This window comes from Bacteroides sp. BFG-637 (assembly GCF_024793605.1).
In the GTDB taxonomy this organism is placed as follows: Bacteria; Bacteroidota; Bacteroidia; order Bacteroidales; family Bacteroidaceae; genus Bacteroides; species Bacteroides vicugnae.
Window position 1 is genome coordinate 6,692,308 of sequence record NZ_JANUPD010000002.1, and the last position, 24,838, is coordinate 6,717,145.

The following is a 24,838-nucleotide window of genomic DNA, read 5'->3' on the forward strand; positions in this document are numbered from 1 at the left end:
GAAAAAGTATCAATCAACTTCTACTATGCCATATGCACAAGTACGTGATACGCTTAATGATGACAGACAATATTGGATTCAGACACTCGTTAAAATAGCTGATCCGGTGATAAGCAATCTTAGCAAAGACCAACTGAAAAAAATATTCCTGTCGGGCGTTCGTCATCAGCTTTAGCCAGCAGTCGGGAGTTTATCACTCATATGGAGGCTGTAGGCAGAACCATCGCAGGAATAGCACCTTGGTTGGAACTTGGACCAGACAATACTCCAGAAGGCAAGCTACGTGAAAAATATATTAAAATGACGTGCAAGGCTCTGGCAAACTCTGTAAACCCGAAATCAAATGATTATTTCAACAGCACAGCTACCCGTCAGATATTAGTAAACAGCGCATTCTTAATACAGGGTTTATTACAAGCACCTACACAGTTATGGGGAAATCTGGATGATACCACCCGCAAGAGACTCATTGAACAGTGGAAATCGACCCGCACCATGAAACCGGGAAATAATAATTGGTTGTTATTTTCTGCTATGGTGGAGTGCGGATTAAAAGAATTTTCCGGAGAATGGAATTTTCCGACAGTAGAAAGAGCCTTGACTTCTCATAGAGAATGGTATAAAGGAGATGGAGTTTATGGAGATGGAGCAGATTTTCATTTAGATTATTATAATAGCTATGTTATCCATCCTTTGTTACTGCAAATCCTGAAAGTGACAGTAAAACAGAGGCCATCTTTCCAGTCATTTCTGAATGAAGAATGGATACGATTTATTCGTTACGCCGAAATTCAAGAGCGCATGATAGCTCCCGACGGCAGCTATCCGATACTAGGCCGTTCAGTCAGTTACCGTTCAGCAGCATTCCAAGTGTTGGGGGCATGTGCCTTATTCGAAAAACTCCCGGAATCATTGAAGCCCGGACAAGTACGTGGAGCCATGACAGCCATGCTTAAGCGTCTTTTTGAGCAGCCGGGAACTTTCGATAAAGAAGGTTGGCTGACGATCGGAGTTTGTGGCGAACAACCAGAACTAGGAGATATTTATCTGTCTACTCCTTGTGTTTATCTATGTGCATTAGGTTTCCTGCCCTTAGGACTCCCTGCCAATAACCCTTTTTGGTGTAACCCGGTTGAACCATGGACAAGTATAAAAGCATTTGGCGGTATAGATTTTCCAATAGACAAGTTTATTAAACCATAAAATAAAATCATGAGATATAGTATTTTGATTATTGCCTTTCTGATGTTTAACTTCACAGGTTATTCACAAACAACTTCAGGACAGGAAGACAGGGCATATTGGGTCAACATGTTATCTCAAATTGCAGACCCATTATTAAATAATATGAGTAAAGGAGAACTAAAAAAGAACATGCCTGTAGAGACTATCTCCGGTATGCCTAATCCATCCAATGCGCGTACCACTCATTTGGAAGCTTTAGGACGCTTATTTGTAGGAATGGCCCCTTGGCTGGAACTCGGCCCGGACAATACACAAGAAGGACAAATACGTGAGAAATATATCCGCCTGATGACTGAGTCCATCAATCACGGATTCAATCCCCAATCTCCGGATTATCTGAATTTTACAGTCACTCGGCAACCTCTGGTAGATACTGCATTCTTTTGTCAGGGACTATTGCGTTCTCTCGAAACAAATATGGAGTAAACTATCATCTGAAACCCAAAAGAATATCCTAAACGCCTTACAACAGGTAAGTAAGATTAAACCGGTAGAAAGCAACTGGTTACTCTTTTCTGCTATGGTCGAAGCTACTTTGCTGGAATTAACAGGTAAATGCAATATGCATCCTATTGAGTATGCTGTCATGCGATTCAAGGAATGGTACAAAGGCGATGCCTGGTATGGTGACGGAGCAAATCTACATATAGACTACTATAATAGTTTTGTCATTCATCCAATGCTTTTAGACGTTCTGGAAATCATGCAAAAACACAGTAAAGGCGAAGTCGACTTCTATAGAAAAGAACGGCAACGTTTCTCCCGATATGCGGAACAACAGGAAAGAATGATCTCTCCGGATGGAGCATATCCTGTAACCGGACGCTCTATAGCATATCGTTTTGGAACTTTCCATGTACTTTCACTGGCAGCCCTAAATGATTTGCTGCCAACTACCATTACTAAAGCACAAGTCCGATGCGGACTAACAGCTGTCATAAAAAGACATCTGGCTATAAAAGGAAATTTCGACGAACATGGATGGCTGACTTTAGGGTTTGCCGGACATCAACCTTCAATCGCTGAAAGATACATTTCTACTGGTAGCCTGTATTTATGCTCTACTGTATTCACAGCATTGGGACTTCCCGCCACTGATGAATTCTGGAGTGCCCCTTATGCGGAATGGACAGGGAAAAAGATTTGGTCAGGTAATCCGGATGTAAAATTGGATAAAGCAATAAAATTATAGAACCCCGATAAAATAGATGATAAATGAAAAAGATTCTTGCCTTATTTTTAGTATCAATAAATTGCACCCTGAATGCTCAACAGCTTTTTTCATCAAAGATGGAAAAAGAAGATATTACTAAAGTTTGTAATGCCGTATCCGAGTGGCAAATTAGCCATCACAACGAAGTAAAGCATAATCCACTAGACTGGACAAACGGCGCTTTATATCGCGGAATGACTGAATGGGGAAAAGTCTCCGGAAATCAGTCCTGCTATGATTTTGTCCGCACTATTGGTGAAAGACATAACTGGGATATGTGGAACCGTGTATATCATGCCGACGACATTTGTGTAGGGCAGGCTTTCATCGAGATGTATCGCAGATTTGATGATAAGCGTATGCTACAACCGGTAATGGAACGCGCTTATTATGTGGCTTCCCATCCTTCGAAAGCTCCGCTACAAAAGACAGATGCCGTGGGAACAACGGAACGTTGGTCATGGTCGGACGCCTTGTTTATGGCGCCTCCGGTTTATGCGGCTCTATACACGATAACCGGAGATAAAATCTTTCTGAATTATATGGACAGTGAATATAGAGAGTGTGTAGACTCACTATATGACAAGAAAGAACATCTTTTTTATAGAGATAATAAACGAATTCCCCTCCGTGAGAAAAATGGTAGTAAACAATTCTGGGGAAGAGGTAACGGTTGGGTATTTGCCGGACTTCCTCTTATTGTTGACAATTTGCCTCTCAACTGTTCTTCACGTGACTACTATATCCGGCTATTTACTGAAATGGCGGAAGCAGTTCGTAAAACTCAATGCAAAGACGGGGACTGGCGTACCAGCTTACTAGATCCTGATTCGTATAATATGCCCGAAAATAGTTGCTCTGCCTTTATGTGTTTTGGCATTGCCTGGGGAATCCGTAATGGCTACCTGCCCCAACGAACCTACAAACCTGTACTTGAAAAAGGTTGGCAATCATTGGTAAAAGCTGTTCATTCTGATGGAAAGTTGGGATATATACAACCTGTTGGTGCCGCACCCAAAGCTGCCGGATTCGATGCAACAGATGTATATGGCGTAGGTGCTTTCTTATTGGCAGGAAGCGAATTATATAAATTGTCAGGTGCTTACTAAATGTGAACAATGTATCAATAGTAAAAGCCGGTTATTGAGTGATTTTTTCAATAACCGGCTTTTACTATCCTATGTATTAAGCTACTTTCTTAAACTGCCGGAACTGCCACCACAACATACCTCCGGATATAAGACTAGCCGCCAAATCTGCCACAGGCATACTGGCCCAAACGCCTATTTGTCCATAATAATGAGGCAAAATCAACAAACAGGGAACCAGAAATAACATCTGCCGCGTCAACGACAAGAAAATGGCTTTACTTGCCATTCCGATACTCTGGAAGAAGTTGGAAGCTACCATCTGAAAACCAACAATCGGGTAGAAAAATACCACAATACGAAAACCTTTAGAAGCAATGCTGATTAATTCTTCGTCCGAAGTAAAGATGGAAGATACGATTTCCGGAATGAACATACCTATCAGGAAACCAATCGTCGTCACTACAGTAGCACAGCAAATGGTTGCTTTCAGCACTTTCGTCACACGGGGATAGAGCTTCGCACCAAAATTATATCCCGCAATAGGCTGCATCCCCTGATTCAATCCCAACACAATCATAATAAAGACAAAGACGATGCGATTGACAATACCGAATGCCCCGATTGCCAAATCACCTCCATATTCTTTCAATCCCTGATTAATCAGAATCACAATAAAACAAGAAGCCATATTCATCAGGAAGGGAGACATACCGATAGCCAATGAATCCAGCACGATTTTCCGTTTCAAACGGAAAATACCTTTTTTCAACCGTATCAGCTCGTCTTTACGGCAGAACAAATGAAGCTGCCAGACCAATGCGATCAACTGTGCACAAACCGTAGCCGTAGCCGCCCCACGGATTCCCCAGTCAAATACAAAAATAAACAATGGCGCAAGCAATATATTGATTATCACTGTCGTTATTGTTGCCATCATCGCTTTCTGCGGATGGCCCGAAGCACGGAGCACTGCATTCAGTCCCAGATATAAATGAGTAACCACATTTCCGAGCAAGATAACCTGCATAAATTCACGGGCATATTTCACCGTTTCATCGCTTCCCCCGAAAAAGTAAAGTATCGGATCAAGGAAAGGAAGAACAATTACCGTAAAAGAAATACCTATAATAAGGTTTAATACAAACACATTTCCCAAAACCCGCTGTGCGGTATCATAATCTTTCTGTCCCAGCTTCACCGAAATCAATGTAGCCGCACCGACACCGACCAGTGAGCCGAAAGCCGCGGCAAGATTCATTAGCGGGAAAGTTAACGCCAACCCGGAAATAGCCATCGCACCCACCCCGTGACCGATGAAAATACTATCTACCATATTGTAAAGAGAAGACGCCGTCATGGCGATAATTGCCGGAATGGCATACTGCATTAAAAGCTTCCCAATCTTTTCCGTACCCAACGCAGTGGGTGTCTTTTGTCCTGTCATACCTATTAGTTTGAGGCGGCAAAGATACAAAAAAGAGATGGATTACAGGATATATGAGAAAAGTTTCGTATTTTTGCCTCCAAAATTGAGTTAATACGTAACGAAATGAATATATTAGAACTAAGTGAACAGGAAATCATTCGACGCAACAGCCTGAATGAGCTTCGTGCGATGGGTATTGATCCGTACCCAGCAGCAGAGTATGTAACCAATGCTTTCTCTACAGATATTAAAGCTGAATTTAAAGACGATGAGGAGCCACGCCAAGTTTCCGTAGCCGGTCGTATCATGAGCCGCCGCGTGATGGGTAAAGCATCTTTCGTTGAATTGCAAGACTCTAAAGGTCGCATTCAGGTGTACATCACCCGTGATGATATCTGCCCGGGAGAAGACAAGGAACTGTACAACTCTGTATTCAAACGCCTGCTCGACTTAGGTGACTTTATCGGTATCGAAGGTTTCGTGTTCCGCACGCAGATGGGTGAAATCAGTATCCATGCTAAGAAGCTGACTGTACTTGCAAAGTCTATCAAACCGTTGCCTATCGTTAAGTACAAAGACGGGGTAGCTTATGACTCTTTTGAAGATCCCGAACTCCGTTATCGCCAACGCTATGTGGACCTGGTAGTGAACGACGGTATCAAAGAAACATTCCTGAAACGTGCCACTGTGGTGAAAACATTGCGCAATGCTTTGGACGAAGCCGGTTACACGGAAGTGGAAACTCCGATCCTGCAATCTATTGCCGGTGGAGCAAGCGCACGCCCGTTCATCACTCACCATAACTCACTGGATATGGATCTTTACCTGCGTATCGCAACAGAACTTTATCTGAAGAGACTGATCGTAGGTGGTTTTGAAGGTGTATATGAAATAGGTAAAAACTTCCGTAACGAGGGTATGGACAAAACCCATAACCCGGAGTTCACTTGTATGGAACTCTACGTACAATATAAGGATTACAACTGGATGATGAATTTCACCGAAAAGTTGTTGGAACGTATTTGTATCGCAGTGAACGGTAGCACAGAAACAGTGGTTGACGGAAAAACCATCAACTTCAAAGCTCCTTACCGCCGTCTGCCTATTCTGGACGCTATCAAAGAGAAGACAGGATATGACCTGAACGGCAAGAGCGAAGAGGAAATCCGCCAAGTCTGCAAGGAACTGAAAATGGAAGAAATCGACGAGACGATGGGTAAAGGCAAGCTGATTGATGAAATCTTCGGAGAATTCTGCGAAGGCACATATATACAGCCGACTTTCATCACCGATTATCCGGTTGAAATGTCTCCGCTGACCAAGATGCACCGCTCTAAACCGGGACTGACCGAACGTTTCGAACTGATGGTGAACGGTAAAGAGCTGGCTAATGCCTACTCGGAATTGAACGATCCGCTGGATCAGGAAGAACGTTTCAAAGAACAAATGCGTTTGGCCGACAAGGGAGACGACGAAGCGATGATTATCGATCAGGACTTCCTGCGCGCTTTACAATATGGTATGCCTCCTACATCGGGTATCGGTATCGGTATCGACCGTCTGGTGATGTTAATGACCGGACAGACTACCATTCAGGAAGTATTGTTCTTCCCGCAAATGCGCCCGGAAAAAGTAGTGAAAAAAGACGCTGCTGCCAAATATGTGGAATTGGGAATCGCAGAAGACTGGGTTCCGGTGATTCAAAAAGCCGGTTACAACACAGTTGCCGACATGAAAGATGTCAATCCGCAGAAGCTACACCAGGATATCTGCGGCATTAACAAGAAATATAAATTAGAACTGACCAATCCGTCCGTAAACGACGTGACCGAGTGGATAAATAAACTTAAATAAATTAAGAATGAAGAATTAAGAATGGAGAATCGTTTCGGCTTTTCATTCATAATTCTTCATTCTTCATTCTTAATTTTTAATTAAACAAATGAAACTACCCGGTAAGATAGCGATAATGGGCGGAGGAAGCTGGGCCACAGCCATCGCAAAGATGTGTCTGGCGCAGGAAGATTCTATTAATTGGTATATGCGACGAGACGACCGCATTGCCGATTTCAAACGATTAGGACATAATCCGGCCTATTTGACAGGGGTGAAATTCGACACAAAGCGTATCAACTTCAGTTCCAATATCAATGATATTGTGAAAGAATCCGATACACTGATTTTTGTCACCCCCTCTCCTTATCTGAAAGCACATCTGAAAAAGCTGAAAATGAAGATTAAGGATAAGTTCATTATCACCGCTATCAAAGGAATCGTACCCGATGACAACGTTATTGTATCGGAATACTTCACAAAAGAATATGGTGTGCCACCAGAAAACATAGCAGTCCTTGCAGGTCCCTGCCACGCAGAAGAAGTGGCTTTGGAACGCCTCTCCTACCTGACTATCGCCTGCCCTGATAAAGACAAAGCACGTATCTTCGCACGCCGTCTGGGAAGCAGCTTCATCAAAACATCTGTCAGTGATGACGTGGCGGGTATCGAATACAGTTCGGTACTCAAAAACGTGTATGCCATTGCTGCCGGTATCTGTAGCGGACTGAAATATGGCGATAACTTCCAAGCTGTATTGATCTCTAACGCCATTCAGGAGATGAACCGTTTCCTGAACACGGTGCATCCGTTGAACAGAAACGTGGATGAATCTGTTTATCTGGGGGATTTATTGGTGACCGGTTACTCCAACTTCAGCCGTAACCGGACTTTCGGAACGATGATAGGTAAAGGGTATTCCGTGAAGAGTGCGCAAATTGAAATGGAAATGATTGCGGAAGGTTACTATGGTACGAAATGTATCAAAGAAATCAATAAGCATCATCATGTCAATATGCCGATACTGGACGCCGTGTACAACATCCTGTACGAACGCATCTCACCAATGATCGAGATTAAATTGCTGACTGACTCTTTTAGATAATCTTTAAACAAGAACGATATGATTAGTTTAAACATTGAAAAGACATTTGGATTTATCTCCAAAGAAAAGGTTTTTGCTTACGAAGCTGAAGTAAAAGCCGCACAGGAAATGCTTGAAAAAGGTACAGGCAAAGGTAATGACTTTTTAGGATGGTTGCATTTGCCTTCTTCTATCACTAAAGAACACTTGGCCGACCTGAACGCTACAGCAAAAGTATTAAGAGATAACTGTGAAGTAGTAATCGTTGCCGGTATCGGTGGCAGCTATCTGGGTGCCCGTGCCGTAATCGAAGCTTTGTCTAACAGCTTCACTTGGCTACAGGAAAAGAAAACGGCTCCTGTCATGATCTATGCAGGACACAATATCAGCGAAGATTATCTGTATGAACTGACTGAATATCTGAAAGATAAGAAATTCGGTGTCATCAATATTTCTAAATCAGGAACTACTACGGAAACTGCTCTTGCTTTCCGTTTACTGAAAAAGCAATGCGAAGATCAGCGCGGCAAAGAAACTGCAAAGAAAGTAATCGTTGCAGTGACGGATGCAAAGAAAGGTGCTGCCCGTGTTACAGCTGACAAAGAAGGATATAAAACATTTATCATCCCTGACAACGTAGGCGGACGTTTCTCTGTACTGACTCCGGTTGGTTTGCTGCCTATCGCAGTAGCCGGATTCGATATCGACAAACTGGTTGCCGGTGCTGCCGATATGGAAAAAGTATGCGGATCGGACGTTGCATTTGCTGAAAACCCGGCTGCTATTTATGCTGCTACCCGCAATGAGTTGTACAGAAATGGCAAGAAGATCGAAATCCTCGTTAACTTCTGCCCGAAACTGCACTATGTAAGCGAATGGTGGAAACAGCTTTACGGAGAATCGGAAGGAAAAGATAATAAGGGTATCTTCCCCGCATCGGTAGATTTCTCGACAGATCTTCATTCTATGGGTCAATGGATTCAGGAAGGCGAACGTTCTATCTTCGAAACTGTGATTTCAGTAGAGAAGGTTAACCACAAACTGGAAGTTCCTTCTGACGAAGCAAATCTGGACGGCTTGAATTTCTTAGCCGGCAAACGTGTGGACGAAGTAAACAAGATGGCCGAACTGGGAACACAACTGGCTCACGTAGATGGTGGTGTACCTAATATGCGCATCGTACTTCCAGAATTGAGCGAATACAACATCGGTGGTCTGCTCTATTTCTTCGAAAAGGCTTGTGGTATCAGCGGTTATTTGCTGGGCGTGAACCCATTCAACCAACCGGGTGTAGAAGCATACAAAAAGAATATGTTTGCCTTGCTGGACAAACCGGGTTATGAAGAGGAATCCAAAGCAATCCGTGCAAAACTATAAATCAAGAACGTTTTATAAACGGTAAACTATAAACAATGAACGGTGAACAACTATGCTATATGCATGGATTTGTTCACCGTTCATTATTTATTATTACTCTTATTTATCATCTTCGGCTTTCGTCTTCAAGCCGATTTCTTCCTGTGCTCCTTCACATTCGGCTTTGGAAGAAAGATAGAACTCTAATTTTACATCACCGTTCTTATCGACTTGTTTAATGGTCGCCATAACCATAATTCTGGCCTTTGACACCCCATCCTTAAAACGGAGCTGTCCTTTCTCCACATCCGTCAAGTTTCCCTCCGTAGATACTTCTGTTTGCTCATAAAAGAGTTTAGTATCCACTTCATCGTCATTCTGAAGTTTAAAGGTTTTCAGTTCTGCCCCATTTCCATCCAAAAGCAGAAAGGCTTTCACTTCATCTCCCACTTTCAAGGCCGGCAACTCCTCCCTCTGATTCGCATAGTCCTTTTCACCGGAACTGGTATTTTCACCGTCCGATTCGATCTTTGCATAAAGCTTTTCTATCTTGATAACAGGACTTTCTCCACTATCAGAGCAGGCACCTAAAAACAATGGTAGCAACAATAATACTCTCTTTTTCATGCTATCGTCGAGTTTATAACGTTACAAAAATACACATATTCCTCTAAACAGCAAATAATTATATAGTTAATCGCTTGGGAGCATCATTTACAACTATCTTCCTTTTCTAACTTATCTCTCATTTTTTATCGTTATCTTTGCCTCGTATACAGTTGTAGATGAAGCGAATCAAACTTAAAAAACAAATAGAATGGCAGGAAATTTATTAAAGAAGTCCAATGGACTCATGCTACTATGTAGCATATCATTGCTAATGATAGTCATGACCGGTTGTCAGGAAGCCAAACTCAAAACTGTGATCGGGATAGCCAACAAACAGTGCCCGCTGGACATGGGGGAAGTCGGCAAGATTACCAGCATCATCTACGACGGAGATAACGTAGTGTACACTCTCAACATGAACGAGGAAATTACCAATATTAAGATATTGAAAGATAATCCGGAAAGCATGAAATCATCTATCAAAATGATGTTTCAAAATCCGGCTGCTGATGTAAAGGAAATGTTGAAGCTGATGGCTAAGTGTAATTCCGGATTACACATGATATTTGTAGGGAATAAGTCGGGCGAGCAAGCGGTTTGCGAACTTACTGCCGAAGAATTGAAAGAGGTGATCAATACAAATGCCGCCCCGGCACAAAGCGGACAGACAAAGCTTGAAGCGCAACTGAAAATGGCGAATCTGCAATTTCCAATGCAGGCCAGTGAAGAGGTCATTGTCGAAAAGATCGAAGTCATAGGTGAATCGGTTGTTTATATATGCAGTGTGGACGAAAAGTTGTGTCCTATCAGCCAGATTGAAGAAAACGCAGCAGAAGTGAAAGAGGGTATTGTGTCCACGCTGGCAAGTCAGACCGATCCTGCCACCCAGATATTCATAAAAACCTGTGTGGAGAACAATAAAAACATTGCTTACAGATATATCGGTAAGGATTCCGGAAAACAATATGATGTGATTATCCCCCAGTCCGATCTAAAGAAAATGATTATAGAAAAATAAAATATTATCTTAAAAAGATTCCGCAACGTACAAAGTATGAAAAAGAAACTGAAAGCCGTCCTGTTTGACATGGACGGCGTACTTTTTGACTCTATGCCTTACCATTCGGAAGCCTGGCATAAAGTAATGAAATCTCATGGGCTCACTCTTAGTCGCGAAGAAGCATATATGCATGAAGGACGGACAGGAGCCTCAACAATCAATATTGTTTTTCAACGTGAATTGGGTAGAGAAGCCACACAAGAGGAAATAGAAAGTATCTATCAGGAGAAAAGTGTTTTGTTCAATTCATATCCTGAAGCAAAGCCTATGCCCGGTGCATGGGAGTTGCTGCAAAAAGTGAAGAAGGACGGTCTGATTCCGATGGTGGTCACCGGTTCCGGTCAGTTATCCCTGCTCGAACGGCTGGAACACCACTATCCGGGAATGTTTCACAAAGAACTGATGGTTACAGCGTTCGATGTAAAATATGGCAAACCCAATCCCGAGCCGTATCTGATGGCTTTGAAAAAAGGAGGGATTAAAGCGGATGAAGCGGTTGTTGTAGAAAACGCTCCGTTAGGAGTGGAAGCCGGACACAATGCGGGTATTTTCACCATAGCAGTCAATACGGGTCCTTTGAACGGACAAGTGCTGCTGGATGCCGGGGCTGATTTATTATTTCCATCCATGCAGGCACTTAATGACACCTGGGACATGATGACTGAAAATGACATCTAAAAGCTGAAAAGAAAATTTATTCTTCAAAACAGGAGAGAAATATTGAAAAGCAGGAATATAAATAGTATTTTTACGGGAGTTTAATTCGCTTAGATTCTATCTAAGCCAACGCAGATTCTACTATGCAAAAGTTATTATCTTTACCACCCAATTTGATCCATTGCTTCCACGAACTGGAAGAAGTTAACCATACCGATTGGTTTTGTACATCAGACCCCATAGGGAGCAAACTAGGCTCCGGCGGCGGAACTACATGGTTATTGCAAGCTTGCCATCAGGCATTCGCTCCACAAGAGTCTTTCAGCAACTGGATAGGACATAAAAAAAGAATATTGCTCCATGCAGGCGGACAAAGCCGTCGGCTACCCAGCTACGGCCCTTCCGGCAAAATATTAACTCCTATCCCGATCTTCAGTTGGGAAAGAGGACAAAAGCTGGGACAGAATCTGTTGTCATTGCAGCTCCCGCTCTATGAAAGGATTATGAATCAGGCTCCGGCCGGTCTGAATACGCTGATTGCTAGCGGAGATGTATATATCCGTTCGGAAAAACCGCTTCAGGATATTCCGAACGCAGACGTAGTATGCTACGGGCTGTGGGTGAATCCGTCATTGGCAACTCATCATGGCGTGTTTGTTTCCGACCGGAAAAAACCGGAGGTGCTCGACTTCATGTTGCAGAAACCTTCTCTGGAAGAGTTGGAAGGATTGTCGAAAACTCATCTTTTCCTGATGGATATCGGTATCTGGATTTTGAGTGACCGCGCCATAGAAGTATTGATGAAACGGTCGTTGAAAGAAGGTACGAAGGATATTACTTATTATGACTTATACTCGGACTATGGTTTGGCTTTGGGAGAGCATCCTAAAACGGAAGATGAAGAAATCAATCAGTTGTCCGTAGCTATATTGCCGTTGCCGGGTGGAGAATTCTATCATTACGGCACAAGTCACGAACTGATTTCTTCTACTTTAGCCATACAGGATAAGGTACGGGACCAAAGAAGAATCATGCACCGGAAAGTAAAGCCGAATCCGGCTATCTTTATACAGAATTCCATCACACAAATTTCTCTTTCTGCCGACAACGCCAATTTATGGATTGAGAATAGCCATGTGGGAAAGGAATGGAAATTAGGTTCCCGCCAGATTATTACAGGAGTTCCTGAAAATCAGTGGAGCATCAATTTGCCGGATGGGGTTTGCATCGACATTATTCCTATCGGTGAGAATGAGTTTGTTGCGCGTCCGTATGGATTGGATGATGTATTCAAAGGAGCGTTGGACAAAATAACGACTACTTATCTTAATATTCCTTTTACCCGTTGGATGGAAGATAGAGGAATTACCTGGGAGGATATAAAAGGGCGTACAGATGATTTACAATCGGCATCCATCTTCCCTAAAGTAGCTTCTGTGGAAGATTTAGGCATATTAGTACGCTGGATGACCTCGGAACCACGACTGGAAGAAGGGAAAAAACTTTGGTTGAAAGCAGAGAAAGTTTCTGCAGACGAAATATCCGCAAGCGCCAACCTCAAGCGTCTTTACGAACAACGCAATGCTTTCCGCAAGGAGAACTGGAAAGGACTGGCAGCCAATTATGAGAAGAGTGTGTTCTATCAACTCGATTTGCTGGATGCCGCAAATGAATTTGTACGTTTCAATTTAGATATGCCTGACGTATTGAAAGAAGATGCCGCCCCCATGTTACGGATACACAACCGGATGCTTCGTGCACGTATCATGAAACTACGTGAAAACAAGGATTGTGCCAAAGAGGAACAGGCAGCTTTTCAACTGCTTCGCGACGGTTTATTGGGGATAATGAGCGAACGTAAAAGTCATCCCATACTCAATGTTTATTCCGACCAAATCGTATGGGGACGCAGTCCTGTGCGTATTGATGTGGCCGGAGGATGGACAGACACACCTCCCTACTCTCTTTATTCAGGAGGAAGTGTTGTAAATCTTGCTATCGAGCTGAACGGCCAACCGCCGCTACAAGTATATGTGAAACCTTGCAAGGAATATCACATCACTCTTCGCTCTATCGACATGGGTGCAATGGAAGTGATAAGGAATTACGAGGAACTGCAAGATTATAAAAAGGTAGGTTCTCCATTCTCTATCCCGAAAGCCGCCCTTACATTGGCGGGCTTTGCACCGGCATTCTCTACGGAATCTTATCCTTCTTTAGCTAAACAGCTGGAAGATTTCGGTTCAGGAATCGAAATTACTCTACTGGCTGCTATTCCCGCAGGCTCTGGCTTGGGAACCAGTTCCATACTGGCATCTACCGTGCTCGGAGCAATCAATGATTTCTGCGGACTGGCTTGGGATAAAAATGATATATGCAGTTACACATTAGTATTAGAACAGCTCCTGACCACAGGGGGAGGTTGGCAAGACCAATATGGCGGTGTCTTTTCCGGTATTAAGTTGCTTCAATCTGAAGCAGGTTTCGAACAGAATCCGTTAGTACGCTGGTTACCCGATCAGCTCTTTGTTCATCCTGATTACCGCGACTGTCATCTGTTATATTATACGGGAATTACTCGTACTGCTAAAAGTATTTTGGCAGAGATTGTCAGTTCCATGTTCCTCAATTCCGGTCCGCATCTAAGTTTGCTGGCCGAAATGAAAGCTCATGCAATGGATATGAGTGAAGCTATTTTACGGAGTAATTTCGAAAGTTTCGGTCGTTTGGTCGGCAAAACCTGGATACAGAATCAGGCATTAGATTGCGGAACCAATCCACCGGCAGTAGCAGCCATTATTGAGAAAATCAAGGATTATACCCTGGGATACAAACTCCCCGGTGCAGGTGGCGGGGGGTATCTATATATGGTAGCAAAAGACCCGCAGGCAGCCGGACAAATCCGACGGATACTAACGGAACAAGCCCCTAATTCCCGTGCTCGTTTTGTAGAAATGACTCTTTCTGATAAGGGACTTCAGGTTTCAAGAAGCTAAAGAGAAAGCGTTACCATAAGGCAGGTCAATCATCCGGAATCATAAAAAATAAGCTTGGACAGATTCAAACGAAATGTCCAAGCTTTAATTTTTCAATGCCATAATGATCTGTTTTACATGTTGAGACTTGAAATAACTGTAAAGTAAATCACAATAATGATAAAACCAATAGCTCCGATAACCAGTGCAATACTAGCCCATTTCTTTTTTCTAGCTTCTTCCATTCTTATTTATATTTATTGGGATTAATATAATTTATCGTCAAATGTCTACATCTGGAAAGCTATGAACATACTACTACAGAATATCGTTCTTTACTTTTTCATATCTACAAAGTTAGCATTTCTCACAAGAAATATTTTATTTAAATCAACTTTTTCTTTCTATTTAGGCTAAATTATACAACTACATACAATAATAACTAACTGTGTTTGAGAAAATGCAAAGTAAAATACACAACTGACTATCCAAGGATTATTAATCTAAATATCAAGAATATGAAACATATTTATTTTATCCATTACCGCTTTTATATCATACAAAAACTGTACATTTGCACTATAAATAATCTCAATTGAATATACTGGACTAAAAAAAGGATCAAAAACAAATAAAATATAAAGATGAAATTACTTAAACTATTATTCTTATCCGTCATCTTGCTATCCGCATGCAACGATGACTCAACAGACACTCCGGAAACAGGAGAGCCCAAACAGATTATCGTAGAAATGGCCTCCAATGATTTTACAGATGTCTCCGGTACATATACTCTTGAAACCAATAAAGAATACTGTACTCGGGAAGACGGAAAATATAAGATATTATTGGGCAAAAGCGTATATAAAAATAAGGAGGGAAAGGAAAAGGATATTCTTACCTATGGTATTCTGGATGTAGCAAATAAAAAATACATCTGCCATACGGCCAATATAGATGTAGCCCAAAGACTTGAAAGAAACTGGGAATTTTATAATCAAATAACTAATCCGGATTTTCCGGATGCCCCAAATAGACGATTAGTTTGTAACTCTTATACAAAGAAAGACTAATAACAGAACCTCTTACGAGATAAAAGAAAGAATACTAAGAATGAAATGCCCTCAAAAGTTATACAGATATGTGTACTAAGCTTTTCATTTTACTCTTTCTATTTTCCAGCCTGAATGTCAGCATGTTAGGTCTTCATTTACACCAACAATTAGCCAACAACGATCCATTTCAATGGACTTTAAGCTAGTTTTCCAGCCTTATTCACACAGGAGTAGAAACAGAAATCCCTCAATAATCAACTGATTATCAAGGGATTTTTCTGTGACCCCGGTGCGATTCAAACGCACGACCTTCAGAACCGGAATCTGACGCTCTATTCACTAAGCTACGGGGCCATTCTTTCTAAATGCGAGGACAAAAGTATAAAAAATCTTCTCATCTTCCTAATGATTCTCCTTTTTTTATAGTTCTTAAGGTACTTCCCTATATTAGGAGACTGTTATTTTGAAATGCTTTAGAGCATTTACTTTATCAAATTGACAATCTTTTAGACAATACCCATTACATATATCAATTTTATTCCTATCTTTGCCGACAATTAACATTTAACAAACCTATGAGTTACTTGATAAAACCTAAGAACTATAAGCCGCTACTCGACCTCAAACAGACCGAGCTGGGAATCAAGCAAATAAAAGAGTTCTTCCAATTAAACTTGTCATCCGAACTGCGCCTTAGACGTGTGACTGCCCCTCTTTTCGTATTGAAAGGAATGGGTATCAATGATGATTTGAACGGAATAGAACGACCTGTTTCTTTCCCGATCAAAGATCTGGGCGATGCGCAAGCCGAAGTGGTTCATTCATTGGCTAAATGGAAAAGGTTGACCTTAGCTGACTATCACATTGAACCGGGATATGGTATTTATACGGATATGAATGCAATCCGATCGGACGAAGAACTGGGCAACCTGCATTCTCTCTACGTAGACCAGTGGGACTGGGAACGTGTCATCACCAATGAAGACCGGACTGTGAACTTCCTAAAGGAAATCGTCAACCGTATTTATGCGGCTATGATCCGCACAGAATATATGGTATATGAAATGTATCCGCAAATCAAACCTTGCCTGCCACAAAAGCTACATTTCATTCATTCAGAGGAATTGCGCCAGCTTTATCCGAACCTGGAACCTAAATGCCGCGAGCACGCCATCTGTCAGAAATACGGAGCTGTGTTTATCATAGGAATAGGCTGTCAACTTGGTGATGGCAAGAAGCACGACGGACGTGCACCAGACTACGATGACTACACCACCAAAGGACTGAACGATCTGCCCGGACTGAACGGCGACCTTTTGCTGTGGGACGATGTACTACAACGCTCCATCGAATTGTCATCCATGGGAATCCGTGTAGATAAAGAAGCTTTGCAACGTCAGTTGAAAGAAGAAAAAGAAGAAAAAAGGCTGGAACTTTATTTTCACAAGCGATTGATGAATGACACTCTCCCTCTATCTATCGGAGGAGGTATCGGACAGTCCCGCTTGTGTATGTTCTACCTTCGCAAAGCTCACATCGGAGAAATACAAGCCAGTATCTGGCCCGAAGATATGCGCAAAGAATGTGAAGAACTTGATATACACCTTATATAATAGACTATGAACGTACAGATTGAAGAAAGCTGGAAAGCTCATTTAGAACCAGAATTCGACAAAGACTACTTTCGCACGCTGACCGATTTCGTCAAAAGCGAATATAGCCAGTATCAGATTTTCCCTCCGGGAAAACTGATCTTCAATGCTTTCAACCTTTGTCCTTTTGATAAAGTGAAAGTTGTGATTATAGGGCAGGATCCCTATCATGGACCGGGACAAGCACATGGCCTTTGTTTCTCTGTAAACGACGGGGTGCCTTTCCCTCCTTCATTAGTGAACATATTTAAAGAAATTAAAGCCGACATTGGCACTGATGCCCCTGCTACGGGAAATCTGACTCGCTGGGCAGAACAGGGAGTATTGTTGCTCAACGCTACGCTGACCGTACGTGCTCACCAAGCTGGTTCACACCAGAACCGTGGCTGGGAAACATTTACTGATGCTGCAATCCGTGCTTTGGCAGAAGAAAAAGAAAATCTGGTATTTATCCTGTGGGGATCATACGCTCAAAAGAAAGGAGCGTTTATCGACCGTAACAAACACCTGGTACTCACTTCCGCTCATCCCTCTCCTCTTTCTGCTTACAACGGCTTCTTTGGAAACAAACATTTCAGCCGTACAAACGATTATCTGAAAGCACACGGAGAAACGGAAATCAATTGGTAAATAAACATTGAGGCTCAAACATAAAAAAGGGACTGTCTTCAACTTGCCAGACAGTCCCTTTTTCAATCTCATTAAAGCACCCGAATTTAATACCCTGCACTTTATTCTTATTTTTTAATTCTCAATTCTCAACTCTCAATTTATCCTAGTACCACTGAATGTTACTTTGCGTCTGACTTCTCTGCTCATACTTCAAGTCTTGCAGAATACTTGCATTCGCACGGATTGTTACATTGTAATATTTCCAACGTCCGAAAGGAGAAAGACTGGCGGACAAGTTGAAACAGTGCAAGTCACGGGATATTGTACAAGAAGTCTGGGTAATCTCTTTAGCTTGAAAATCATAGCCCGAGTTGAACGAGAGCGACCAGTTATTAGAAATCTTTATATTTCCGTTTGCATTGATATTATGCGTATACGTATAAGGATATCGCATGGAATAACGGTTGATAGGCTTCGATCTGTCTTCACGGATATTAAACGAATAGCTAAGACTCAATGACCAAGGCATCTTAAATACCTGATAACCATCCGGGTCAGCCTGTGCTTTCTCTACTTTCTTAGGCGTAGTGCCATCTCCTTCCGTTCCATCGGATTCCTCATCATCGCTATCCTCCGACTTATTCTTATCTTTCCCTTTTTCATCCCCCTCTTTCGGACCGAACCATTTCTTCCATGTGTCATTATTGAAGGTATAATTGAAAGAAGAACCATATCCCTGGAAACGTCCAAAACGACCATACGACCATTCTGTACGGTTACTGGTTACTACATTACCACTTTTATCGAATGTATAAGCATACGTAGCGAACGATGCGTTCATGTTGAACGTATAATTCTTAGTCAGTTTCAAACGTAGGTTCATGCTTAAATCACTCCAAGGCCTCTCTTTGGCAGCCATATTATAAGACATACTTGCTCCCAATTCATCAATCAGACTAACCTTTTTAAGTGTATCTTTCTTTGCATCGTAGTACTTCATCTCTAAGTTATTAGAAATAGAGAAGCTGACTGTTCCCGATCCTTCCCGCGAAGGTACACCATAAGGTTGACCGGTGAAAGGAGAATAATATTGCGTATTGCCATTATAATCGGTATACTCTTCCCAATACTTGCTGAATCCCGGAGCACCGCTAAGACTTACTTGCGGCGTAACTACATGACGAATCTGTATCTCTTTCTTTTTAGCAAAAAGAGGTTTGTACATACCATACACTTTCGTACTCAAGCTCAAACTTGCCGAGTAATTGGATACCCGGTAGAAACCGTTCAGGGTATCACCCGGCAATGCCTCCAACTTATGATCGACCTCATTATATTGCTGATTGATCTTACGAGTATACCAACGCTCTGTATAATTGACCGAAGGAGAAACCTGCAAATATTTGAATAACGTAAAAGTAGCACTGATAGGAATGTTATGATTCATCGCATTTTCCCATGAACTTATTCCGGCTTTAAACAGATGATTATCATTTGTACGGATACTGTTTGTCAGACGTCCCGTATAACTAATGGAAATCTTTTCGTACCAGCGTTCAGCTCCTGCCGCCTTCTTGCGTTTGAACGGAAACAGACGGCTTAATGTAATATTCAAGTCAGGCAAAGTGACTGCAACCGAAGAGTCACGCATCGTCTGTGCGATATTGGTGGTTCCGGATAAGGTCAGACCGATATCAGGGAAACTACGAGAATAACTGATACTTGATGTTTTGGTATTTTGAGTCAACAACTGCGAATTATAAAGGTTGTTGATATTGGAACGTTCGTAACTACTGGTTGAGAAGTTTACACTAGCGGAGAATGTGCTGTTCGGACTGGCTTTAGCATCCTGGCGATGATTCCATACTACCTTAAAGTCCTTAGCAACTGTATAGTCCGGCATACCCTTATCTCCCGTCTTAGTGACCTGATAGTCCGCTTGCAGCGTACCGGAATATTTATAGCGTTTATTATAATTTGTCAATCCGGATAATCTCCATGAGCCTTTCGTGAAGATATCACCCGTCATCTTCAAGTCCATAATATCACTGATGGCAAAATAATATCCTCCTTCTGCCAGACCGAAACCACGACTGGAGTCGTCCATATAAGTCGGCATAATGAAACCGGAAGAATAACTGCTGGAGAATGGGAAGAAAAAGAACGGTACGGCCAACGGCAAAGGCACATCTTCCACTACCAGATAGGCAGGTCCTGTCACCACATTCTTTTTAGGACGCACTTTAGCTCTCGTCAACTGCATATAGAAGTGAGGATGGTCATGATGATCGCAGGTTGTATAACGCCCATGCTCCATGAAAATTTCATCATTAGCTCCTTTCTTCGCCTTGCTTCCGGTCACATATCCTTCTCCCTGCTGGGTGACGATATCGGTAATTCCCGCTTTCTTGGTTTTGAAATTATATCGGATGGTTTCCGTATCATAGGAGGTATCTCCTTCTTTAAATACCGGTTTACCTTTTTCCACTCCGGTAGTATCCTTGATACCGTATGCATGCACAGTACTACTATCCAGATTCATCGAAATAACTTCCGCAGCGAGTTCGATGTTCTGATAATTAACTTTTCCGCTACCATAAAGTGTAGCAGCTCCTCCCAAAGTAAAGACAGTGGAGTCGTTGGATTCATAAACAACCGGTGCATCGAGTGGTTGTTTCTTCTTTACCGGTGCGATGGAATCAATGCGTACCGTTACCGTATCTGCTCTCAACGAATCATTTCCTTGAAGGGAATCCGTTTGTGCGGTATTGGAGGCAATCATTCCTCTTCTTCGACGCTGAGACGTAGCCTCATCGGGAAGCATCAGTAAGACAATCAGCAGTATGAATGATATAAGTATTTTTGCTTTCAATGGCGCCATTAACTAATAGTTTACGCTTGAAGTGGCAAAAGTACGCAAACTTCATCAAATATGAGTCAGAATCTTCGTTATTTAATTATTTTTTAGTGCTATAAAAAGAGAGAACACCATCTATCAAAGCGACTTAGACCCTCTTCACCATATTTTGCAATACTTTGCCGGGCTTTCTCCACTGTTTTCTCTTCATCCAGATGGGTTTTAGAAAAGAATTTATCCGCAAAACAAATTAATTGTTCTTCCAAAGTGACGGGTAACATCTCACGATGAGGAACGGGAAGTTGCTGGGCAATGATATCTTCCAACGAAAGTCCGGCTCCCGTATGACGTTCACACACCAATGCGTGTTGGGGGAAACCTTCCGCCCGCAAGATTTCTGCTCCCAAATATCCGTGAGCGATATAAGGATTGGGACCAAAACACTGAATGGTTGGAGCATCGGTCTGAAAAATACCAATATCATGCAACAGAGCAGCTTCTTTCACAAAGCTCCGGTTCAAACGTAGCTCGGGATGAGCATCCAGCATTTTCATTGCTTTTCCGGACACTGCCAAACTGTGTATTACTAATATTTGTCTCTGCTGCGTATTCTCCGGATAATATTTATCAATGATTTCGTATGGATTCATGTGCTTTATTTTTTGCTCTCTTGACGAGAAATTAATATTTTTGTGCAATATTACAAAAAAAATCACCGATATGCAAACTAGAGTTTTCTTCATTCTTATATTTCTGTTCATTATGCTGTTTCCAATGCGTGTAAACAGTCAAATTGTCACGGGAGCAGAACAGATGGATCAATACCTACCGTTGTTGAAAGGAAAACGCGTCGGAATGGTAGTCAACCATACTTCCGTTGTAGGGGCAAAGCAAACTCATCTTCTCGACGCCTTATTAAAAAGAAATGTTCAAATCATCAAAGTATTTGCCCCCGAACATGGTTTCCGAGGTAATGCAGATGCGGGTGAAACGGTGAAAGACGGAAAAGATTCCCGCACCGGTATTCCTATCGTATCGCTTTATGGTGATAACAAAAAGCCGTCTGCCACCCAACTAAAAGATGTTGACGTGATCTTATTCGACATTCAGGATGTAGGAGCACGCTTTTATACCTATATAAGCACGATGTATTACGTGATGGAAGCTTGCGCAGAGAACAAGAAAGAAATGATTGTACTGGATCGCCCTAATCCGTGCGACTATGTGGATGGTCCGATACTCAAACCTGCCTACCGGAGCTTTGTCGGCATGCTTCCCATTCCTGTACTTCACGGATGTACTATCGGCGAACTGGCACAGATGATAAACGGAGAAGGATGGATTGCCAACAAGAAAAATCCTTGTTCATTAAAGGTAATTCCAATGATCGGGTGGAAACATGGAGAACCTTATTCACCTCCCATCAAACCGTCACCCAACCTCCCGAACGACCAGTCTATCCGATTGTACGCCTCACTCTGTCCTTTTGAAGCCACCCGTATCAGCGTGGGACGAGGAACAACTTTTCCTTTCCAGGTATTGGGCGCACCTAATAAGAAATACGGAAGTTTCACTTTTACTCCCCGCTCCTTACCCGGTTTTGACAAAAATCCAATGCACAAAGGTATCACCTGTTATGGGGAAGATCTCCGGAATGTAACCGATGTGAATGGATTTACGCTTCGCTACTTCTTGAACTTTTATCGCTTATCCGGTGAAAACGCAGCCTTCTTCTCCCGTGCCCGATGGTTTGATTTGCTGATGGGAACTGACAGCGTACGCAAGGCTATCCTCAAAGGGGAATCGGAAGAGGCTATCCGGAATAGTTGGCAAAAAGAGTTACAGGATTACAAAGAGATTAGAAAAAAATATCTTCTCTATAAGTAAAAAAACTAATATCATACTCTCATTCATTTTTATAAACCACTTATAATTAAAAAAATAAGTATGATAGACAACTATTATTTCCGGTATCTATCATACTTAGACCATCAAAAACGAGGTATCTATCATACTTGATTATTCTACCTCCAAAGGTATAACATGATAATACGTACCATACGTTTTCCGTTTAGATTTCACTCCGAGCCGCTGCAAGATACGCCCGAAATAAGAAGCCTGCCTGGCAGAAAATGTCATCTTACTCGCTTTCTGAATCCGCCGCAGAATGTCGATAGCCAGCAGCCATTCTCCTTCCTCCTCTTCTTCCGCCCCGCGATAATAAACCATAAATAATTGTTCGATGGCAGGTGATTGTTCAAACTCCCGGTTGTTTTCCGTCATGATAGCCTCTTCTTCGGAGTCAAACCAATAACGTTCATTATGATAAAGCAGCTCCAACGCCTGTGCATAAAGCTGTTCATAATCAATAGGACGCGACACATCTATAGCTCCCGTCATATAAATACCGATGAAACGACGACTACCGGAAGTATCCGTCAACAGATCCCGATGATTGCTCGTAGCAATGAACGATGCATACCGGCGAAGCTCTTCCACCGCCGAAGCATTCGGACGACGTGTGTTCACCACCGGTTTTTGCAGAATATGTTTCAGAAAAGCCTGCTGGGTAGGACTAATCTGGTCGAATTCATCCATATTAATAAGTAGAAAGCGATTCAGATACAACTCCGCGTCCCGCTTCCGACTGAAATCAATGCTATCCGTATAGTACGCCTGTAAAGCAGGAGGAAGAAGCATTCTGCAAAAAGTCGATTTCCGATATGCCTGCGGGCCAATCAGCAAAGGTGACGTACTGTTGGCGTGTTTCTTATCCATTCCCCTCCAATGGGCAACCATATTCAAAAACCACCGACGGAACAACGGCGCCCAATGCGGATTATCACAGGGAACGCGGTTAGCCAGTTCCAAAATCCGGTCTTTACCATCCCAGTGAGGCAGATGATACAAAAAATCCTCCACCGGCTGATAAACAGGCACATGATCGGAATCCAAATAGCGGATTACGTCCCTATCCCACATTTTCACCCCTTCATACATGGCATTCATCGTGATACTCGCCAGCACCCGCTTGTCTACCGGACGAAAATAGAAATTAAAACTATTTCGTTCGCGATATTCCACTTCCGTGGTCAGCGTATTGTATCGAAATTCATAACGACGCTTCATAAACTCGTCCATCTGCATGGCGAAGAGCTGTTCGGTCGTCAGACTACTCTTCTTGCCGAATCCCTTTGCGGAACGATAGACACTTTTCACAGTTTCGCGAATCAGCAACTCATCCGAGGGGAGCCGATAATGCGCCCTTGTCCACCGCACAGTATCTTCTTCGGGAATACCTGCCCGAAAACAATGCTCTGCCAAACACACCAGTAACGGTTGCAGATCGTCTCCCTCCCGATATCCGTTCAGTTCTTCGAGCGCCCTGTTGAATGCAGCGGAGAAAAGTACTGATAATGCTTCATAATTTTCATATCCGGGTGCCATTCGCTGCAAAGGAGAATCGGTTTCTCGCGTTCGTTTGATAAAAGTCGCTTCGGACGGAAGACCGACGGGCTGCTTCCATATAAATAGGCATTGCTTTCGGATTGAAATAAAGTCCGGGATCGTATGTCAACCGACAATATTGCTCGAGCGACGGTTCTTTCAGTTCGATATCAAAAGGAAGTTGTGGCTGATAATATTTCACAGCCGTCTGATAAGCATGCGCGTGAAAAAGTTCCGCTTGCTCACGTAAAGTCGGCAAGCAGTCGTCCGGATAGGTAAACCGTACCCATATCTTTACTGATTTGCCAGAAGAGCCGGTGAAAGCAAGATATGTTTGCGGAAACTCTTTGACCAGTTCCTTTATTTCGTCTGCTTCCGCTCTTCCCGAAAGATCATTGACCTCCATCATCACTATGCCGTTATATTCATTCAGGGTCATTACCCCTTCTTTACGGACAAAAGCTGCGGCAGGCATCACTTTGGGAACTTTACGCACCTCTTCAATCGAATTTCCCGGAAGAGTATACCGCAATATTTCCCTCATCTTTGAGACGGGCTGCGCCTTGACTTCCGTTTTCATCTGCTCCAAAAGGAGCTCCATTTTCAACGTCCGTAAGGTTTTTACCTTGCCATCGTCTCTGACTAATGTTATTCTCATCTTTTTTT

The 24,838-nt window shown here is 42.6% G+C and carries 14 protein-coding genes, 1 tRNA gene and 4 pseudogenes; 13 read left to right on the top strand and 6 right to left on the bottom strand.

What is annotated here, in order from left to right:
- Positions 1 to 25: 25 nt before the first annotated feature.
- From NXX38_RS26405 to NXX38_RS26415, 3 genes and pseudogenes are all read left to right on the top strand, one after another.
- A pseudogene (locus NXX38_RS26405) lies at positions 26 to 1,203 on the top strand (DUF2264 domain-containing protein).
- Between the two features lie 9 nt (positions 1,204 to 1,212).
- Positions 1,213 to 2,437 (top strand): annotated as a pseudogene (locus NXX38_RS26410) (DUF2264 domain-containing protein).
- Positions 2,438 to 2,460: 23 nt separating this feature from the next.
- The gene (locus NXX38_RS26415; RefSeq protein ID WP_148365201.1) at positions 2,461 to 3,567 is read left to right on the top strand and encodes a glycoside hydrolase family 105 protein; all 1,107 of its coding nucleotides are present in this window, start codon (positions 2,461 to 2,463) and stop codon (positions 3,565 to 3,567) included.
- A gap of 76 nt (positions 3,568 to 3,643) precedes the next feature.
- On the opposite strand, the gene NXX38_RS26420 is transcribed toward NXX38_RS26415, so the two are convergent.
- Positions 3,644 to 4,993, bottom strand: coding sequence for an MATE family efflux transporter (locus NXX38_RS26420; protein ID WP_258981787.1), 1,350 nt, complete (start codon positions 4,991 to 4,993; stop codon positions 3,644 to 3,646).
- Between the two features lie 105 nt (positions 4,994 to 5,098).
- On the opposite strand from NXX38_RS26420, the gene lysS reads away from it, so the two are divergent.
- The 3 genes from lysS (at position 5,099) to NXX38_RS26435 (ending at position 9,269) form a co-directional block, all read left to right on the top strand.
- Entirely contained in the window at positions 5,099 to 6,829 is a 1,731-nt protein-coding gene (gene lysS / locus NXX38_RS26425; protein ID WP_258981789.1) for a lysine--tRNA ligase, read from the top strand.
- 88 nt (positions 6,830 to 6,917) lie between these two features.
- Positions 6,918 to 7,913: an NAD(P)H-dependent glycerol-3-phosphate dehydrogenase gene (locus NXX38_RS26430; protein WP_148365204.1), complete on the top strand. Its 996-nt coding sequence runs from the start codon at positions 6,918 to 6,920 to the stop codon at positions 7,911 to 7,913.
- An 18-nt stretch (positions 7,914 to 7,931) separates the two neighbouring features.
- Complete coding sequence (locus NXX38_RS26435; protein ID WP_004299377.1) at positions 7,932 to 9,269, top strand: glucose-6-phosphate isomerase; 1,338 nt, start codon at positions 7,932 to 7,934, stop codon at positions 9,267 to 9,269.
- Between the two features lie 99 nt (positions 9,270 to 9,368).
- Here NXX38_RS26435 and NXX38_RS26440 read toward each other — a convergent pair whose 3' ends face one another.
- Positions 9,369 to 9,875, bottom strand: a complete 507-nt coding sequence (locus tag NXX38_RS26440) for a DUF5035 domain-containing protein (protein ID WP_195649124.1) — start codon at positions 9,873 to 9,875, stop codon at positions 9,369 to 9,371.
- Between the two features lie 190 nt (positions 9,876 to 10,065).
- Between NXX38_RS26440 and NXX38_RS26445 the strand changes: the two genes are divergently transcribed.
- From NXX38_RS26445 to NXX38_RS26460, 4 genes and pseudogenes are all read left to right on the top strand, one after another.
- Positions 10,066 to 10,875 carry a hypothetical protein gene (locus NXX38_RS26445; RefSeq protein WP_258981790.1) on the top strand — a complete coding sequence of 270 codons (810 nt, stop codon included), beginning with the start codon at positions 10,066 to 10,068 and terminating at the stop codon, positions 10,873 to 10,875.
- Between the two features lie 36 nt (positions 10,876 to 10,911).
- A complete protein-coding gene (locus tag NXX38_RS26450; protein ID WP_004312359.1) occupies positions 10,912 to 11,595 on the top strand; it encodes an HAD family hydrolase in 684 nt (227 codons plus the stop codon).
- Between the two features lie 119 nt (positions 11,596 to 11,714).
- Positions 11,715 to 14,570 (top strand): annotated as a pseudogene (locus NXX38_RS26455) (bifunctional fucokinase/fucose-1-phosphate guanylyltransferase); the annotation flags it as partial.
- A gap of 623 nt (positions 14,571 to 15,193) precedes the next feature.
- Positions 15,194 to 15,622 (top strand): hypothetical protein, encoded by a 429-nt coding sequence (locus NXX38_RS26460; RefSeq protein ID WP_258981793.1) that lies wholly within the window; start codon positions 15,194 to 15,196, stop codon positions 15,620 to 15,622.
- A gap of 263 nt (positions 15,623 to 15,885) precedes the next feature.
- On the opposite strand, the gene NXX38_RS26465 is transcribed toward NXX38_RS26460, so the two are convergent.
- A tRNA-Arg gene (locus tag NXX38_RS26465) sits at positions 15,886 to 15,958 on the bottom strand.
- Positions 15,959 to 16,179: 221 nt separating this feature from the next.
- Between NXX38_RS26465 and asnA the strand changes: the two genes are divergently transcribed.
- Both asnA and ung read left to right on the top strand, forming a co-directional pair.
- The gene (gene asnA, locus NXX38_RS26470; RefSeq protein ID WP_074559127.1) at positions 16,180 to 17,217 is read left to right on the top strand and encodes an aspartate--ammonia ligase; all 1,038 of its coding nucleotides are present in this window, start codon (positions 16,180 to 16,182) and stop codon (positions 17,215 to 17,217) included.
- Positions 17,218 to 17,223: 6 nt separating this feature from the next.
- The gene (gene ung, locus NXX38_RS26475) at positions 17,224 to 17,886 is read left to right on the top strand and encodes a uracil-DNA glycosylase (RefSeq protein ID WP_074638686.1); all 663 of its coding nucleotides are present in this window, start codon (positions 17,224 to 17,226) and stop codon (positions 17,884 to 17,886) included.
- A 145-nt stretch (positions 17,887 to 18,031) separates the two neighbouring features.
- Here the strand turns inward: ung and NXX38_RS26480 are convergent, their stop codons facing one another.
- The gene (locus NXX38_RS26480) at positions 18,032 to 20,749 is read right to left on the bottom strand and encodes a putative LPS assembly protein LptD (RefSeq protein WP_074638687.1); all 2,718 of its coding nucleotides are present in this window, start codon (positions 20,747 to 20,749) and stop codon (positions 18,032 to 18,034) included.
- An 89-nt stretch (positions 20,750 to 20,838) separates the two neighbouring features.
- Positions 20,839 to 21,375 (bottom strand): HDIG domain-containing metalloprotein, encoded by a 537-nt coding sequence (locus NXX38_RS26485; protein WP_074638688.1) that lies wholly within the window; start codon positions 21,373 to 21,375, stop codon positions 20,839 to 20,841.
- A 70-nt stretch (positions 21,376 to 21,445) separates the two neighbouring features.
- On the opposite strand from NXX38_RS26485, the gene NXX38_RS26490 reads away from it, so the two are divergent.
- Positions 21,446 to 22,612 (top strand): DUF1343 domain-containing protein, encoded by a 1,167-nt coding sequence (locus NXX38_RS26490; RefSeq protein WP_258981797.1) that lies wholly within the window; start codon positions 21,446 to 21,448, stop codon positions 22,610 to 22,612.
- A gap of 132 nt (positions 22,613 to 22,744) precedes the next feature.
- Here NXX38_RS26490 and NXX38_RS26495 read toward each other — a convergent pair.
- Positions 22,745 to 24,830 (bottom strand): annotated as a pseudogene (locus tag NXX38_RS26495) (BT4734/BF3469 family protein).
- Positions 24,831 to 24,838 lie beyond the last annotated feature (8 nt).

Bases quoted from the DNA above. Each gene is read 5' to 3' on its own strand.
- asnA (WP_074559127.1), top strand. From the start codon at position 16,180: ATGAGTTACTTGATAAAACCTAAGAACTATAAGCCGCTACTCGACCTC.
- NXX38_RS26440 (WP_195649124.1), bottom strand. From the start codon at position 9,875: ATGAAAAAGAGAGTATTATTGTTGCTACCATTGTTTTTAGGTGCCTGC.
- NXX38_RS26490 (WP_258981797.1), top strand. From the start codon at position 21,446: ATGCAAACTAGAGTTTTCTTCATTCTTATATTTCTGTTCATTATGCTG.
- NXX38_RS26460 (WP_258981793.1), top strand. From the start codon at position 15,194: ATGAAATTACTTAAACTATTATTCTTATCCGTCATCTTGCTATCCGCA.
- NXX38_RS26480 (WP_074638687.1), bottom strand. From the start codon at position 20,749: ATGGCGCCATTGAAAGCAAAAATACTTATATCATTCATACTGCTGATT.
- ung (WP_074638686.1), top strand. From the start codon at position 17,224: ATGAACGTACAGATTGAAGAAAGCTGGAAAGCTCATTTAGAACCAGAA.
- NXX38_RS26420 (WP_258981787.1), bottom strand. From the start codon at position 4,993: ATGACAGGACAAAAGACACCCACTGCGTTGGGTACGGAAAAGATTGGG.
- NXX38_RS26445 (WP_258981790.1), top strand. From the start codon at position 10,066: ATGGCAGGAAATTTATTAAAGAAGTCCAATGGACTCATGCTACTATGT.
- NXX38_RS26450 (WP_004312359.1), top strand. From the start codon at position 10,912: ATGAAAAAGAAACTGAAAGCCGTCCTGTTTGACATGGACGGCGTACTT.
- NXX38_RS26485 (WP_074638688.1), bottom strand. From the start codon at position 21,375: ATGAATCCATACGAAATCATTGATAAATATTATCCGGAGAATACGCAG.
- NXX38_RS26415 (WP_148365201.1), top strand. From the start codon at position 2,461: ATGAAAAAGATTCTTGCCTTATTTTTAGTATCAATAAATTGCACCCTG.
- NXX38_RS26430 (WP_148365204.1), top strand. From the start codon at position 6,918: ATGAAACTACCCGGTAAGATAGCGATAATGGGCGGAGGAAGCTGGGCC.
- NXX38_RS26435 (WP_004299377.1), top strand. From the start codon at position 7,932: ATGATTAGTTTAAACATTGAAAAGACATTTGGATTTATCTCCAAAGAA.
- lysS (WP_258981789.1), top strand. From the start codon at position 5,099: ATGAATATATTAGAACTAAGTGAACAGGAAATCATTCGACGCAACAGC.